Origin of the sequence: Nocardia ninae NBRC 108245 (genome assembly GCF_007990755.1) — a bacterium.
Classification (GTDB): domain Bacteria; phylum Actinomycetota; class Actinomycetes; order Mycobacteriales; family Mycobacteriaceae; genus Nocardia; species Nocardia ninae.
Genome location: NZ_BJXA01000071.1, coordinates 33,451 through 48,321, shown reverse-complemented (window position 1 = coordinate 48,321; position 14,871 = coordinate 33,451). Strand labels below are relative to the sequence as shown.

Annotated in this window: 16 protein-coding genes; 9 read left to right on the top strand and 7 right to left on the bottom strand. The window is 67.4% G+C overall.

Annotated elements, in window-relative coordinates; genetic code table 11:
- From NN4_RS34950 to NN4_RS34940, 3 genes are all read left to right on the top strand, one after another.
- Positions 1–1,023 (top strand): asparagine synthase-related protein (locus NN4_RS34950; RefSeq protein WP_222595226.1); only part of this gene is annotated, 1,023 nt, incomplete at its 5' end.
- 5 nt (positions 1,024–1,028) lie between these two features.
- Positions 1,029–1,304 carry a PqqD family protein gene (locus tag NN4_RS34945; RefSeq protein WP_107655861.1) on the top strand — a complete coding sequence of 92 codons (276 nt, stop codon included), beginning with the start codon at positions 1,029–1,031 and terminating at the stop codon, positions 1,302–1,304.
- Positions 1,301–1,819, top strand: a complete 519-nt coding sequence (locus NN4_RS34940) for a lasso peptide biosynthesis protein (RefSeq protein WP_147140208.1) — start codon at positions 1,301–1,303, stop codon at positions 1,817–1,819. The genes NN4_RS34945 and NN4_RS34940 overlap by 4 nt, the downstream gene beginning before the upstream one ends.
- Positions 1,820–1,854: 35 nt before the next feature.
- Here NN4_RS34940 and NN4_RS34935 read toward each other — a convergent pair whose 3' ends face one another.
- A complete protein-coding gene (locus tag NN4_RS34935; RefSeq protein WP_147140206.1) occupies positions 1,855–2,694 on the bottom strand; it encodes a helix-turn-helix domain-containing GNAT family N-acetyltransferase in 840 nt (279 codons plus the stop codon).
- A gap of 98 nt (positions 2,695–2,792) precedes the next feature.
- Between NN4_RS34935 and NN4_RS34930 the strand changes: the two genes are divergently transcribed.
- The 3 genes from NN4_RS34930 to NN4_RS34920 are packed head-to-tail and all read left to right on the top strand — an operon-like array spanning position 2,793 to position 6,439.
- Complete coding sequence (locus NN4_RS34930; protein WP_147140204.1) at positions 2,793–4,148, top strand: NAD(P)-binding domain-containing protein; 1,356 nt, start codon at positions 2,793–2,795, stop codon at positions 4,146–4,148.
- Positions 4,149–4,157: 9 nt separating this feature from the next.
- Entirely contained in the window at positions 4,158–5,375 is a 1,218-nt protein-coding gene (locus tag NN4_RS34925) for an MFS transporter (RefSeq protein WP_147140202.1), read from the top strand.
- Entirely contained in the window at positions 5,372–6,439 is a 1,068-nt protein-coding gene (locus NN4_RS34920) for a flavin-containing monooxygenase (RefSeq protein WP_147140200.1), read from the top strand. The genes NN4_RS34925 and NN4_RS34920 overlap by 4 nt, the downstream gene beginning before the upstream one ends.
- 98 nt (positions 6,440–6,537) lie before the next feature.
- On the opposite strand, the gene NN4_RS34915 is transcribed toward NN4_RS34920, so the two are convergent.
- Positions 6,538–7,455 (bottom strand): universal stress protein, encoded by a 918-nt coding sequence (locus NN4_RS34915; RefSeq protein ID WP_147140198.1) that lies wholly within the window; start codon positions 7,453–7,455, stop codon positions 6,538–6,540.
- Positions 7,456–7,778: 323 nt separating this feature from the next.
- Between NN4_RS34915 and NN4_RS34910 the strand changes: the two genes are divergently transcribed.
- From NN4_RS34910 to NN4_RS34900, 3 genes are all read left to right on the top strand, one after another.
- Positions 7,779–8,126 (top strand): DUF5713 family protein, encoded by a 348-nt coding sequence (locus tag NN4_RS34910; RefSeq protein ID WP_246181251.1) that lies wholly within the window; start codon positions 7,779–7,781, stop codon positions 8,124–8,126.
- A 129-nt stretch (positions 8,127–8,255) separates the two neighbouring features.
- Positions 8,256–8,978, top strand: coding sequence for a PP2C family protein-serine/threonine phosphatase (locus tag NN4_RS34905; RefSeq protein WP_222595225.1), 723 nt, complete (start codon positions 8,256–8,258; stop codon positions 8,976–8,978).
- A 346-nt stretch (positions 8,979–9,324) separates the two neighbouring features.
- On the top strand, positions 9,325–9,642 hold the full coding sequence (locus NN4_RS34900) for a hypothetical protein (RefSeq protein WP_147140196.1): 318 nt from the start codon (positions 9,325–9,327) through the stop codon (positions 9,640–9,642).
- Between the two features lie 83 nt (positions 9,643–9,725).
- On the opposite strand, the gene NN4_RS34895 is transcribed toward NN4_RS34900, so the two are convergent.
- From NN4_RS34895 to NN4_RS34875, 5 genes are read right to left on the bottom strand one after another with little or no spacing between them, the layout of a single operon-like run.
- A complete protein-coding gene (locus NN4_RS34895; protein WP_147140194.1) occupies positions 9,726–10,613 on the bottom strand; it encodes an STM4011 family radical SAM protein in 888 nt (295 codons plus the stop codon).
- Positions 10,614–10,615: 2 nt separating this feature from the next.
- Positions 10,616–11,956, bottom strand: a complete 1,341-nt coding sequence (locus tag NN4_RS34890) for an STM4012 family radical SAM protein (protein ID WP_147140192.1) — start codon at positions 11,954–11,956, stop codon at positions 10,616–10,618.
- Complete coding sequence (locus NN4_RS34885) at positions 11,953–12,774, bottom strand: STM4013/SEN3800 family hydrolase (protein ID WP_246181250.1); 822 nt, start codon at positions 12,772–12,774, stop codon at positions 11,953–11,955. The genes NN4_RS34890 and NN4_RS34885 overlap by 4 nt, the downstream gene beginning before the upstream one ends.
- On the bottom strand, positions 12,761–13,879 hold the full coding sequence (locus NN4_RS34880) for an STM4014 family protein (protein ID WP_222595224.1): 1,119 nt from the start codon (positions 13,877–13,879) through the stop codon (positions 12,761–12,763). Before NN4_RS34880 ends, NN4_RS34885 begins: the two co-directional genes overlap by 14 nt.
- On the bottom strand, positions 13,872–14,852 hold the full coding sequence (locus NN4_RS34875) for an STM4015 family protein (protein WP_147140188.1): 981 nt from the start codon (positions 14,850–14,852) through the stop codon (positions 13,872–13,874). The genes NN4_RS34880 and NN4_RS34875 overlap by 8 nt, the downstream gene beginning before the upstream one ends.
- Between the last annotated feature and the right edge of the window lie 19 nt (positions 14,853–14,871).

Sequence of the window (14,871 nt, the reverse complement as noted above, 5' to 3'; positions counted from 1 at the left end):
ATCGGACTACTGCTGAGCGGCGGCATGGATTCCTCCGCCGTGGCCGCCGCGCTGGTGGCCAACGGCGCCGACGTCACCGCCTACCACCTGGCCACCGACGATCCGCTCGCCGACGAATCCGAGTACGCCCGCGAAGTGTGCCGGTATCTGTCCATCCCGTTCGTACCGATCATGACCGACACCGGTGCCGGGCACGTCAACGAGGACTGGCGGTTCTCCCACCCGTACAACCACACCGGGTTTCGCTGGCTGGAGCAGATCGTGCAGCGGGTCCACCAGGACGGCGTGCAGCTGCTCACCTGGGGCCGGGACGGTGACCTGCTGTTCAGTCCCGCCCCCGACTACGGCGTGTGCGATGTGCTGTGGGGGCGGCTGAGCTTGCCGGAGAAGCGCCTGATGCTGCGCGGCCTGCTCTGCTCGCGCTGGACGCTGACGGATCTGCTGAAGAGCGTCCGTCGCTCGTATTCGCTGGCGATCGACGCCTCGGCGTTCGGCGATTACACGCGCCACCCCGACTTTCTGGTCCCGATGCCGGGCGTGCGGTTCGAGTTGCCCAACCCGGAGTTCGTCCCCGAGGAGCAGACCACCGATCTGGCCCTGGCCTGGCCGCACGGCGTCCAGTTCTGCTCGCCGATGGCCGATCGGGCGCTGTACGAGCTGATGACCGGCATGCCGAGGGCATACCGGTGTATTTCGTACGGCGGCCGAAATATCAACAAACCGGTGCAGCGGTTGATGCTCGAAGACCGGCTGCCGCCGATGATTTGGCGTCGGCACGGACGGTTGTGGCTGGGTTCGCCGCACGAGAACTTCTGCCTCAACCATCCGCAGGCGCTCGCCGGGCTACTCGGGCCCGACTCGCTGCTGGCTCGGCTGAACATCGTCGACCCGGCGCGGGTGGTCGCCGTGCTCGGCCATCCGTTGTCGACCCGCCGCCACGCGCAGAGCCTGATCTGCACGGCCATGACCGAACTATTCCTGCGCAGTCTGGAAAGCCGGACCGCACATCCGGTGAGGAGCTGATCACCATGCCGCTGCTGCAACTCGGCGACGACGCCATTCTGGACACCACCGACGGCGTCGGCGTCATCATGGACTCCCGGGCGGGCGTCTACTTCGAACTGAATCCCGTTGCCACGCTGATGGTTCAGGCTGCGATGAGCTGCGAGACCGTCGAGGATGCGGTCCGCGAGCTCGAGCAACGTATCGATGCGAGCGCCGAGACATTGCGCGCCGGTCTGGGCAAGCTGGTCGATCAGCTCGCCGAACACCGGCTTCTCGCGCGAACGGATGCCGCGAAATGACCGAGCTGGCACGCCAATTGGAGTCCATGCTGTCCGATATCGATGGTGTGCCTGCACCGCCGCGCCCGTCGTATCGGCTCCGCGGTTACGCGGTGCGCAGCACGTGGCGGGCGCTACGCCTGCTCGGCACGCAAGGGTGGGGACCGGCCCATCGCTACCTGCAGGACCTGCGGCCCGGACCGGGCTGGCAGGCGTCCGCCGAACTGGCTCCTGCGGAGGCGATCCGGCTCGTCCGGCGCGAGATCCTGTTCAGTCAGCTGGTTTTGCGAACCTTGCAGCCCAACGGGCTATGTCTGCCCCGTTCCTTCTCACTGGGAACTTATCTTTCGGCTATCGGACTGTCGGCCGAAGTCATCGTGGCGCGCGAGCGAACCTCCACCAACCCCCGCTACTCCTTCCACTCGTGGACGGAGCTACACGGGGAGGTGCTCAACGACAGTCAAGATGTCACCGTGGGATTTTCGGTGCTGCAACGGGTTTCCGCGCGCGCACTCGGCGGTCGACCATCGCCCTGAAGTCGCACAGTTGACGGACGAACCCCGACACGCGCTCAGTTCACCGGTGAGCGGCGTTCGAGGAGAACTGTGTCGTGCCAGACGCCGTCGAGTCGCGCGACGCGTTCGCGAATGCCGACGGTGCGGTATCCGGCGCTGTGGTGCAGGGCAAGCGCGGTGCGGTTCTCGGTGAAGATCGAGGACTGCAACGTCCACAGGCCCGCGGCGTCGGCGGCGGTGACCTGCTTGTGCAGCAACGCTTTTCCGACACCTCGACCGCGGTAGTCCGCACCGACGTAGACCGAGGTCTCCGCGACGCCGGAATACGGCGCGCGGGTGGAGGCCGGGCTCGCGGCGGCCCACCCGACTACCTCGCCGTCGATCTCGGCGACCCAGCGGTGCTCGGGCAGCCAGTGGGATTCGAGGCTGGGGCGGCTGGGCACGGTGGTCTCGAAGGTCGCCAGGCCGGTGGCGAGGCCTTCGGCGTAGATGCGGCGCACGGCGGTCCAGTCCGCGGCCCGCAGGGCGCGCACGGTGACATCGGTGGGTACGTCGTCGGGGCAGCAGGGGCGCGGCGCGAGCAGCCCCATGACGGCGTCGGCAGCATGCGGCAGGCCCGAGCAGCAGGCTTGGTTGACCGTGACGATGGTGGCCGTGCCCTCCTTGTGTAGATGCACGAAGCCGACGTCGGCGAGTTTGCGGACGTGGTGGGAGGTCGTGGACTGGCTGGTGCCGAGGATCTCGGTCAGCGCGCCGACGGTGATGCCCTTCGGTGTGGTGGCCACCGCGTGCAGGAGTCGCACCCGCACCGGCTCGGCCAGGCAGGCGAACCACTCGGCGTAGGTGGCGGCCTCGCTCGGCGGCAGGACCTGGGCTTGCGGCAAGGCGACGGGCATGTCACCGAGTATATCGATTTGTATCGATGGTTGCATTCATCGACGGTGGTCGATACTGTCGCACTTGATCGATACAGATCGATGGAAGCGAGAAGGTCATGAGTACTCTCCCTGTTGTTGTCGTCGGTGCGGGCCCGAGCGGGCTGGCCGCGGCCGCCGAACTCACCGCCCGCGGACTGCCCGTGCTGGTCCTCGAACGCGGCGCGCACGCCGGCGCGGCGGTCGGCGAGTGGAACCATGTGCGTCTGTTCTCCCGGTGGGGAGAGCTCATCGCACCGGCCGCCCGGCCGCTGTTGGCAACCCACGGCTGGCAGGAACCGGACCCGGAGTCGTATCCGACCGGTGGGGAATGGGTCGAGCAGTACCTGCGTCCGCTCGGTGCCGCCCTGGGTGACCGGGTCCGGTTCGAGGCCGAAGTGGTCGGTGTCGCCCGGCGTGGCCGCGACCGGGTGGTTGATGCCGGGCGTGACAGCGAGCCGCTGACCGTGCACGTGCGCACCGCCGACGGGGAGGGGCGGATCACCGCCCGCGCGTTGATCGATGCGTCCGGAACGTGGACCACCCCCAGCCCTCTCGGCGGCGACGGTCTGCCCGCGATCGGGGAAGCCGCTGCGGCAGAGCGCATTTCCTACCGGGTGCCCGACCTCTCCGGTCCCGATGGTCTTGCTCGGTACGCGGGCAAGCATGTCGCCGTTGCGGGCAGTGGGCACTCCGCGCTCACCGCGTTGATCGTGTTGGCCGGGCTCGTCGAACAACATCCGGCCACCCGGGTCACCTGGTTGCTGCGCCGCGGGGAAATCGGTGCCACGTTCGGCGGCGGCGCGGCCGACCAGCTGCCTGCGCGCGGCGCGCTCGGGCTGCGTGCGCAGGAAGCGGTCGCCGCCGGGCACATCGGCGTGGTCACCGGATTCCGCACCGAAACCGTGCAGCGCGACGCGGAGGGCCGCCTGGTTTTGATCCCGGCCGAGGGGCAACCGGTCAGCGGGGTGGACGAGGTCGTGGTGCTGACCGGGTTCCGGCCGGACCTGTCCTGGTTGGCGGAGGTGCGGCTCGGCTTGGACGCCACCTTGCAGGCGCCGACTTTGCTCGCGCCGCTGATCGATCCGAACGTGCACTCCTGCGGGACGGTGTATCCGCATGGCGTGCGGGAACTTTCGCATCCCGAGCCGGGGGTGTTCCTGGTCGGCATGAAGAGCTACGGTCGTGCGCCGACCTTCCTGGCGATGACCGGATACGAGCAGGTTCGCTCGATCGCGGCCGCGCTGGCCGGGGACCAGGAGGCCGCTGATCGGGTGGAATTGGTGCTACCCGACACCGGGGTTTGTGGTGGATCCGGGCTGTTCGATGCGCCGGTTGAGGAAAGCGGTGGCAATGGCTGCTGTGCGGCGCCCGCGGAGCTGTCCGCGCCCGTAGCGCTTCAGGACTTGACCCTGTCGGCTACCGCCACTCGCTGAAGCGCTGCGATGCAAGCAGTTTCGACGCTACCCGCACCCGCCGGACTGCGGCGGGTGCTGGTGGTCCTGTGCGGTACCGAGATCACCAGCTGGGGCATCCTGTTCTATGCCTTCCCGGTCCTATTGGGTGACATCACCGCCGACACCGGCTGGTCGGCCACCGTGCTGATGGCGGCGTTCTCGGCCGGGCAGCTCGTCGCCGCCCTCGTCGGGATCCCGGTCGGGCGCCGGCTCGACCAGCGCGGACCACGGACAGCGATGACAGCAGGTTCGGTGCTGGCGGTTCCGGCCCTGGTCGTGGTGGCGCTCGCACCGACTCCGGCGTGGTTCTTCCTCGGCTGGCTGCTCGTCGGGGTGGCGATGGGCGCGGTGCTCTACCCGCCGGCCTTCGCCGCCGTCACCCGCTGGTACGGGCCGGATCGGATCCGGGCACTGACCGCCCTCACCCTGGTCGGCGGGCTCGCCTCGACCCTGTTCGCGCCGTTGACCGCAGTGCTGTCGGCCCATCTGGACTGGCGCACAACATATTTGGTGCTCGCGGTCCTGCTGGCCGTAGTGACGATTCCGGGCCACTGGTTCGGCCTGACCCTGCCGTGGCCGGCGCGTCCGGCGGCCGAACCGGAGTACGCGCACCTCACCGATCCTGGCCGCACGGCACGCAGCCCCGCGTTCTGGGCGTTGGCGATAGCGTTGAGTGTCACGGGGTTTGCTTCGTTCGCCGCGGTGGTGAACCTGGTGCCGCTGCTCGTCGAACTCGGCTTCGATACCGGAATCGCCGCTGTCGCATTGGGTCTCGGCGGTGCCGGGCAGGTCGTCAGCCGTCTCGGCTACTCCGCGTTCGCGGCGCGCACCAGCGTCCGCACCCGCACACTCTCGATCCTGCTCGCCATCGCCGCCACCACCGCACTGCTCGCGGTGTTCACCTCCGCGGTGGCGCTGATCGCCGTCGCCGTCCTGGCCGGTATGGCGCGTGGGGTATTCACCCTGCTCGAGGCCACCGCCATCACCGACCGATGGGGCGCCGCCCATTACGGTCGGCTCAACGGAGTCCTGACCGCCCCGGTAACCATCAGCCTGGCCCTGGCCCCGTTCGCCGCCACCGCCGTGGCCGAAGCTGTCGGCGGGTACCCGCGCGCCTTCCTGATTCTCGCTGCCCTCGCCACCGCAGCGGCCTTCCTGTCGCTGGCCGGCATCCCGAAACAACCACGGAAAGAGCACTTCTCATGATCGATGCCCTTGTCATCGGTGCGGGACAATCCGGTCTCAGCGCCGCCCGCGCCCTGCTCGACCACGGGCTGGCCCCGGTGATCCTGGAAGCCGGCCCTGAGCCCGTCGGGTCCTGGTCGTGCTACTACGACAGCCTCACCCTGTTCTCGCCCGCTGCGCACAGCACCATGCCCGGGCTCGAATTCCGTAGCGGCCCAGACCATTACCCGCACCGTGATGAAGTCGTCGACTATCTGCGCCGCTACGCCATCACCCTCGACGCCGACATCCGCACCGATACCCCGGTCGCAGCGGTCGAAGTCCATACCGATACGGGATTCCTCGTCCACACCACCACCGGTGAGACGCTGCACACCGCCGGGATAGTGGCCGCCACCGGCTCTTTCGGCAATCCGTACCGTCCGCGGCTGCCCGGACAAGAGCAGTTCACCGGCGACCTGCTGCATGTCGCCGACTACCGTAGCCCCAAACGTTATGCAGGCCAACGGGTCATCGTCGTCGGTGCCGGAAACTCCGCGGTCCAGGTCGCCTATGAACTGGCCGAGACCGCGACGGTGACCCTCGCTACCCATCGACCGGTCAACTTCCTCCCGCAGCGCCGCGACGGGCACGATATCCACCACTGGCTGGTCGACACCGGCTTCGACCGGTTGCCGCCGGAATGGCTGATCCGCTATGCCGGCGGCACGCTGGTCATGGACACCGGCGACTATCAGCACGCCCTCGACAGCGGCCGGATGGACCGGCGCCCCATGTTCACCGCCTTCGACCAGGACGCGATCGTCTGGACCGAGGGAATCCGTGAGCCCGCCGACACGGTCATCTTCGCCACCGGATACCGTCCGCACCTGGACTACCTCGCCCCGCTCGGTGCCCTGAACGATGGCTATCCGCTGCACCGGGACGGGGTGTCCATGACCCACCCCGGACTGGTTTACGTCGGGCTGGAATTCCAGCGCTCGTTCTCCTCCAACACCCTGCGCGGCGTGCACCGCGACGCTGAACATGTGGTGACCGCACTGGCCGCGCATGTCACCGGAGCGCCGGCGCTGGTCGGGTCGTAGGCGGAGTGCGGCGCGGTCGGCATGTGCGGTCGACGCCATCGGACCGGCGGCGCGAAAACGGTCCGCCTGCTTCGCAAGCGGACCGTTTGCTCTCCCGGCTACTCCGGATGTGCGACCAGCACCGGGCAGTGGGCGTGCTGGACGAGGAAGTGGCTGGTGGAGCCGAGCAGCATGCCGGTGAAACCGCCGCGGCCGCGGCTGCCGACGACGATCAGCTGGGCGCTGTTCGACCATTCCGCGAGTTGCTCGGTGGGTTCGGTGCGGTAGACCTTGCGGGTGACGGTGACGTCGGGGTACTTCTCCTGCCACCCGGCGAGGCGTTCGATGAGGATCGCGTCCTCGGTCGATTCGATCTGTTCTCCGGCGACCAGGACGTAGGGTTCGCCCGCGAAATCGCCGAGCTGCCAGTAGTTCCAGGAGTGTGTGGCGATGAGGTCGGTGCCGCGGGCGGCGGCCTCGGCGAAGGCTGCTGCGATCGCGGCCTCGCTGACCGGGCCGCCGTCGATGCCGACCACCACCGGTCCGTCGGTTCGGATGTGCTGTTCGGTGTCGGTCTCGCGGACCACGACGATCGTGCCGTGGCCGTGGCTGACCACGGCGAGCAGTGTGGAGCCGAGATGGGCGATGGTGCCCAGATTGCCGGTGGCGCCGATCGCGACGAGGTAGGCGGTGCGCGAGTGCTGAATCAGCATTTCGGCGGCTGATGCGTCGGTCGTCTCCGTGGTGATGTGGAGGTCAGGGGCGACCGCGGTCGCGAGCCGGTGTGCGTGGGCGACGGTCTCGGCGCCCTGGGCGCGGGCTGTTTCGATGAACGATGCCGCCGCTATGTCGTAGCCGCCGACCACCGAACGCATGGCCGCAAGATCGAGGCCGTGCGCGATGAGTAGTGTGCGGCCGCGTTGCGCGGCGAGCTCGGCGGCCCACCGAACAGCCAGGTCGCTGCCGAATGACCCGTCGACGCCGACGACGACCGGTGCCTTCGCGAGTTGGTGCGGATTGCCGTGCGGTGTAGCCATAGTCGTTGTTGCCCTTCGTGCTGCGAGGTGGTCGCCACCATCTACGACGTTCCGCAGTGGTCGCTGCGTGGTCCGCTCCGGGAAGGTGTTCCGGCCGGTCTGTTCCCAGGTTCTCGCGGATCGCGGTCGGTATGCAGGGCCGTTGGTCCCATGCTGAGGGGAGCAAAGACAGCTATCGGTAGCGGACCGCGAGCAGGGATCCGCCGGGAGATGCACCCACCCGAACGCATCCGCGCCGTCTCGGAGCCGCTCGAATAGGTTGAGCCGCATGGTCCTCCGCTACAGTGACCGACGGCCGACGGCCGTTCGCGCAGGAGAGAAGAGTGACAGTGTCGATCACGAATCAGCAGGTGAACGAGCATGCGTTCCTGCAGATGATGTACGAGGACCCATATTTCCCGAACCACGTCTTGGACAAAGGTACCGAGATCCTCCGGCGGCTGTGCGCGCAGATCGAAGCGGAACCACCTGCCGATCTGACGAAACTGTACGAACTCACCCAGCGCGCCACCGAGGAGTTCAACGCGCTGGAAGCGGAGTTCGAAGCGGCAGACAGTGGAATCGAAACCACTGCGCGCGAAGAGATCTGCGAGGAGTTCTGCTTTATCGCCGACGCTTACGGGTTCGAAGACGCGGATCCAGAAGAACTGACCGCCACTCGCGAGTGGTAACGGGGTGCCCGAAGCGCGAGCGCGGACGTCGTGGCAAGCGCGCCTGATGCTTCCTCCGTCTTCGCGCCGACTGCCTTGACGCCGAGACGGTTCCGAGCACCAGACCTGGGTTACTGGCACAGTGGTGCGATGACCACGCTGAAGCTCAGCTCCGCAAGTGGGAGCGAGATGGGAAATCGCTACCGGGCCAATTACGATGTCATGCACCTGGAACCGGAACCCCTGCTCGCGGTTGTCGCGGACGGCATGGGCGACAGTGAAGGTAGTGCCCTCGCCGGGCGGACCGCGGTGGACACCTTCGTCGACCACGTGAATGCCGCGGACGGCAAAGTCTCCCCGGACGTTCTGCATGCGGCGGTCGCGGCGGCACAACAGCGGGTGGGCGACATCGGTCGGCGGGTCGGCGGGCTGGCCGGCTGCACGCTCACCGCGCTCATCGGGTCGGATACCGGGTACTGGATCACGAACATCGGTGACTCCCGGGTCTACCGGCTCAGAGAAGGACTATTGGAGTTGCTCACCACGGACCACACCATGGCCTGGCTAGGCGTGATCCACGGCTGGTACCCCATGGACTCACCCCAAGCCGCCGCTGCGCGCTACCACCTCACCCGATATGTCGGGCATGGCGCGCATCCGGAGCCGGACGTGCTGAGCGTGAGCGTACGACCCGAAGACCGGTTTCTGTTGTGCAGCGACGGTATCGCCGATCAGGTTGCCTACCAACAAATCCTGGAAATACTGGAGCAGCAGAGCTCACCCGACATGATGGTCTGGCAGCTTCTCTCCGCTGCTGATGCGGCAGGGGGAAACGACAATGCCACGGCCATCGTCATCCACGCTCACCGTTAGATGACCACGCGTTCAACCTCAACCGTGGTCGGTCGCTGACGAATTGGGCGCGGTATCTCGCGGGTTCGTTTGGTTGACGGTTACCGGGGTGTCACTTGGGGTGGGGGTGGTCGCGGTATCGTGCGGGTGTGGCGGATGGGGGCATCGAGTTCAAGCCGGATGCGGATGATCCTAAGCGGGTGCGGATGTGGCGGGGGTTGCCCGGTGGGGTTTCGCGGGCGGAGATCAGTTTTCGGGTGGCGGGTGGGTTGCGGGGGACGCGGGTGGTGCGGCGGTCCGACGCGGAGTTCGTGCAGCTGCGGACGGGGCGTATGAAGGGCCGTGGAGTGAGCCGGAGCGGCTGACGGTGGAGGAAGGCCGACGTTATGTCGAGCAGGTGGAGCAGCGGATAGCGTTGCGGGAAGCTGCGATTCGGCGGCGGCGTGAAGCTGTTGATTTGATGTGCCAATGGTGTGAAAGGCAGCGGACCTATATCGGGGTGCTGGGGTTTGTCACCGGGCATGCCGGGTTGTTGACCGATCATCCGAGCGAGCTGGGGCAACAGGTGGTCAAGCAGCATGCTTATCGGTGTGATCGGTGTGGGTCGATGATGTTCTTCGCTGACGGGTTCATGGCGCATCCGTTGCCTGGTCGGGCTGCACCGGAAGGTAGCGACCGGCCGTAGAACTGTGTCGTGCAGGTACGGCCGCTGTGCCGCGATCAGGGCTGGTTCGATATCGGGCGGGGCGAGGTCGTCCGCGTGGAAGGTCAGGCAATTCCGTGCCACTGCGGGACACCGAGGTCGGTCGCGCCGAGTCGAGCGGGGATGCGTTCGAGGATGCCGCCGGCGAAGACATCGTAGAGCGGGAGCGTTTCGAGGTGGACGTAGCCGATGTGGCAGTCGCAGATGGTGAGTGGGCAGGGGCGCGGGGTCAGGGCGCTGCGGTAGGAGTTGTCGTAGAGGTTTCCCAACGGGTCACGGACGAAATGGCAGCGGCGGACGGTGCCGTCGCCGTCGACGGAGATGACCGACGAACCGGTGCGGCAGGCTTGTCCGGCGGAGTTGTGGGGGTGGCGGCTGACGGGGAAGAGGGGGTCGAGGGCGGTCCAGCGCTCGGCTTGGGCGTCTGTGTAGGTGTGGCCTTCGGCGGCGTTCACCCAGAGGTAGACGTGGTCGGGGAGGTCGGTGCGTAGCCGTTGTGCGTGTTCGAGATGCTCGGGGACGCCGACTATTCCGACGCTGAAGCGGATACCGGCACCGGCGAGCTGGTGGGTTTTGTCGAGGAAGCGGTGGTAGGGGGTTTGGCCGGGGTGGTAGGTGCACCAGAGGGCGAGGGTGTCGGGGTCGGCGTCGGACAACCAGTTCGTGCGGCAGCTGAGGTTGGTCTGGATGGCGACGCGGTCGATATGTGGCGCGTGGGACAGCTCGACCAGTGCGCGTCGGTACCAGGAGCGCACCAGGCCTTCGCCCCAGGGGGTGAAGAGGAGGGAGAGCCGGTCACCGGTCTGCTGGTGCGCCCAGGTGGTGAATCGTTCGAGGCAGGCGCGGTCGGCGCGCAGTTGCGCGGTGCTGTCTCTTCGTTTGGCGAAGGGGCAGTACGGGCAGTCGTAGTCGCAGGACGCGAGTGGGCCGCGGTAGAGGATGGTCAGGTCCACGGCTATCTCAGTTCGTAGGCGGCCATGGCCGCTTGCACTGTGGGGGAGAAGAATTCGGGGCCGATGGCGTCCGAGTAGGCGAGGCCGTCCGAGGTGAGGCGCACGCGGTCGACTTCGGTGTCGGACAGCCAGCCACGGTCACCGAGGGTCTGTAATTCGGTGGGGAAGTCCTGCCACGGGTCGTTGCCGAACTGAAGTCGATAGTCCGCGGTCGAGAAGCCGTCGGCTTGTAACAGCGACTGGAGCAGGAACCTCCGCTTCGCCTCGTCCTGATCGATCACTCGCCCGTGGACTGCGCGGCTGAAATCAGTTGTGGCGGTGTAGGTGTCGATGATGGTGCGGACCTCCCGCATGGAGACCGCGTAGTCGAACGAGTAATGCAGTGCGGAGGTGTAGGAGCGGGCGCCGCAACCGAGTCCGATCATGCCGTCGGTCTGGCAGGCGTAGTCGTCGGGTCCCTGTGGCGGGGCGTCGGTTCGGCGGAACATGCGCATGGAGACCTGCGTATAGCCGTGCGCGAGCAGATGATCACGGCCCTCGGTGTAGCGGCGCAACCGTTGTTCGTCCCAGTCGCGTTCCGCGACAGCGGGATCGGCATGACGGGCGAGGCCGGTCAGCGGGCGCACGTAAAGCGGATAGAGGTAGATCTCTTCGGGTCGCCAGGCGAGTGCGGCATCGAGCGAGCGTCGCCAACTCGCCTCGGTCTGACCGTCGATGCCGTAGATCAAGTCGATATTGAGGACCGGGATGTCGGTGTCGCGGATGCGTCCGAGGGCCGCCTCGACCTCGGTGCGTCGTTGGGGTCGTACGGCGGCGCGGGCCTCTTCGTCGATGAAGCTCTGCACGCCGATGCTCAGCCGGGTTGTTCCTCGCTCGGCGAGTACGGCCAGACGATCAGCGGTGGCGGTACTCGGCGAGGTCTCGACCGACAGTGGGATGGACCGCAGGTCGGCGCCCATGAGCACCTCGGCGATATCGCACAGTCGCGACAACTCGGCGGCCTCGAGATAGGTCGGCGTGCCGCCACCGAACGCGGCATTCGCGAAACGCACGGGTTCTCGGTCGCCGAGTGCCGCCCGCACGGCTTGCGCTTGCCGGGCGAGGGCGTCGAGGTATCGGCCGGTGAGCCCGTCCGGTGCGCCGACCCGGGTGAACAGATTGCAGAAGCCGCAGCGCACTTCACAGAACGGGATGTGCAGATACAGCGAAAGCGCTTGTCTGGGTTGGTCTGCCCACAGATCGGCGAGTGCGGGACTCGGTGTCAGCGGCCGATACGCCGTCTTGTGCGGATACGCGTACACGTAGTTCTGGTAGGGCCGCGGTAGCGCGATGGTGTCGATCATGCGGAAGGCTCCAGGAAGAAATGGCTGTAGGGGACTGTCCATACGGATTCGTGGCCGAGCCGGTGTCCGGTGTAGCCGTCGTCGCCGTAGGCGGTGCCGTGGTCGGAGCAGACGATGGCGAAGCAGCGCCGCCGGGAACGCATGGCGTCGAACAGGCGGCCTACGTGTCCGTCGATGTATTGCAGAGCGGCAGCGTGTGTTTCGCGGCTGTCCCCGGTTTCGCGGGTGGCTCCCGGCAGATGGAACCAGTTGGGTTGATGGAGCGCGGAAGCGTTGAGGAACAAGAAGAGTCGTTGCTCGGCAGGCAGGTCGGCGACCACTTTCTCGGCGCGGGCTACCTGAGATTCGAACGAACTGGGCGATGCTACCGAGAATTCCGGCTCCCAGTGACTTTCGGCGAACAGTCCGGGCAGCACGTTGCCGAGGGCACCTTGCTTGTTGAAGAACCCGACGCCGCCGATGCATACCGTGTGATAGCCGCGGTCCGCGAGCGCGGTTACCAGGTCGGGGGAGTCGAAGACGAAGGTGCCGTCGGCGGTTGTCTCACTACCGGCGAAACGTGCGGCGAAGAGGCGGGGGTGCGGGCCCGGTGCTGCGGGAGTCGGTAGAAATCCGGCGAATATTGCCTGATGGGAGGCGTAGGTGAAATTGCCTGGCGCGTGTCGCTGCTCCCACGTGCCGCCGGGAAGATGGGCGGACAGGTTCGGTAGTTTGCCGGCCGCCGCGAGCTCCACCGCGACGTCGTAGCGGAGCGTATCGAGGGTGAGTAGCAGCAGATCGTCGCGGCCGACGACCTCGTTCATGTCAGGCCGGTGCATACCTCTCCTCCGATGAAACCCGCTGTCGGGCAATGAAATATGGCGCTGCGCGCAGTTGTGCGGTGTAGGTGTCCGTGCCTGCGGAGGGGCCTTCGGGTAGTCCGGTGAGCCGGGGAAGGAGATCGCCGAACGCGTTGACCTCGCCGACCGTGAACCGCCGCCAGCCGATCGAGGGCAGCAAATCGACACCGACGCACAGCGTTCCGGGAAAGCAGGCGGCGGCCTGTTCGCAGATCGACAGCGCGTCGTCCCAGTACTTACCCGCCGCCGCGCGAACGGCGGCCAGGTCGCCGCGGGCGCCGCCGAGGTGCAGGTTGGTCATCGGCGCCCGGCTCGTTCGCACCACGGCATGGGTGGCGCGGCCCGCGACGACGAGCACCCGTAGGTCGGCGGTCCGGCCGGCCAGCGCAGCCTTCGGCACCCACTGTTCGATGTGCAGCCCGTCCGGTGCGAGCCGGTCGACGATCGCGGCGACCTCGGATTCGCTGGTGTAGCAACGGATCTTGAGCGAGTTGTGGAGTCGGCCGCCGGGCGCGACCTCCACCGAGGTGGTTGCCCGCAGTCGGCCTGTGCTGGTGGATTCGATCGCCAGCACACCCGATGCGGAGGATCCGTGCGCGAGCTTCACGAAGACGCGGTGCAGGCGGGCGTCGCGCATGCGGTCTCGCACGTCGGACCAGCCTCGCACAGGCGCAGCGACACCCGAGGTGGGCGAGCGCGGCACCGGTACGGCCGCGGCGTCGAGGCGGGCATGGCACAGTCGCTTGTCGAACAGCAGCGCCAGTTCCGCCGGATCGTCCAGCCGGATGCCACCGCGCAGCGAACCGACCGCGTCGCGGAACCGCGCGTACCACCGTGCCGAACCTTCTACGCGGGTCGGGTCTTTCACACCGCGCAGTAGCTCGTCCACCTCGGGATTCTCCCCGGACGAATCGAGCCGGACGATCTCGTCGTCGGCGAAGTCGTGTCCGCCGTCGCGCAGCACGTCACGCCACTCGACGACCCGCGGCGCGGCCATACCTGCCGCGCGCGCGGTGTCGAGGAACAGGCCGACCCGACGATTCTCGCTGTTGCCGACGACTACCCAGCGTCGCGACTCACTCACCGACCGCGACGAAGCGCCAGACAGTGCCCGCGTCCTCGTCTTCGTCGGAGTAGGCGTCGTCGGGATCCAGATTCAGCTTCACCCCGGCAGGCGCGAGTGCTTCGGTCAGCCGGGTGCGCATCGCCGCGGACAGGTAATTGTGGTGCAGGTCCAGGAATTGCAGATGGGTGAGCGGTTGTCCGGTGAGCAGGGCGGCGGCGCCGTCGTCGGTGAGCACGCCCATCGAAACGTCGAGGACATCGAGGCGGGCCACCACCGGCGCCGACGCGAGCGCGGCGCAGACCTCGTCCTGGATCTCGCTGTTGCGCAACGCTAGGTGCTTCAGGCTCGGTAGCCGGGTGCCGGCCAGGATCGGGGCGAGATCGGCGATGCCGGCGTCACCGCCGTACTCCGAGGTGCCGAGCCACAGGTCGAGATGGGTGAGTGCGGGCAGGTCGCTCGCGGCGATCCCGCGCACCACCTCGGCGGGCATACCGCCGGTTTCGACGGTCAGCTTCCGGAGACGCTCGTGGCGGATCGCCGGGAACACCAGTTCCTGGCCGCCGCGTATGCCGAGTTCCGTCAACTCCGGGAAGGCCTCCAGCAGCAGCGTCGGCTGCCCCTGGTGGATCCAGGAGATCTCGCACTCCTCACCGACGATGTCGCCGAGGAACAAGGCGCGCAGCGCGGGGAACCGATCCTTGGCGTCGAGCAAGGCCTCGAACACCTCGTCCGGCTTGGTTTCGTACGCCTCGGTCCAGCAACCCACGATCAGCGCCCGCACCTCGGTGGTGTCCACGGTGTCGAGGAATTCGGCGAAGGCCGCGCCCCAGGATTCTTCCTCTTCGTAGGACGGGACACCGATGCGCCAGGCGACCGAGTCCGTGACCGGGAGCACGACGCCTGCGGACTTCTCCGGGCCGTCCGTATCGGTGGTCGGAAAGTCGTACGCCGGCAAGCCGCCGAACTCTTGCAGATGGTCGCCGACACTCATGCCTGCACCTCGCTCGCGC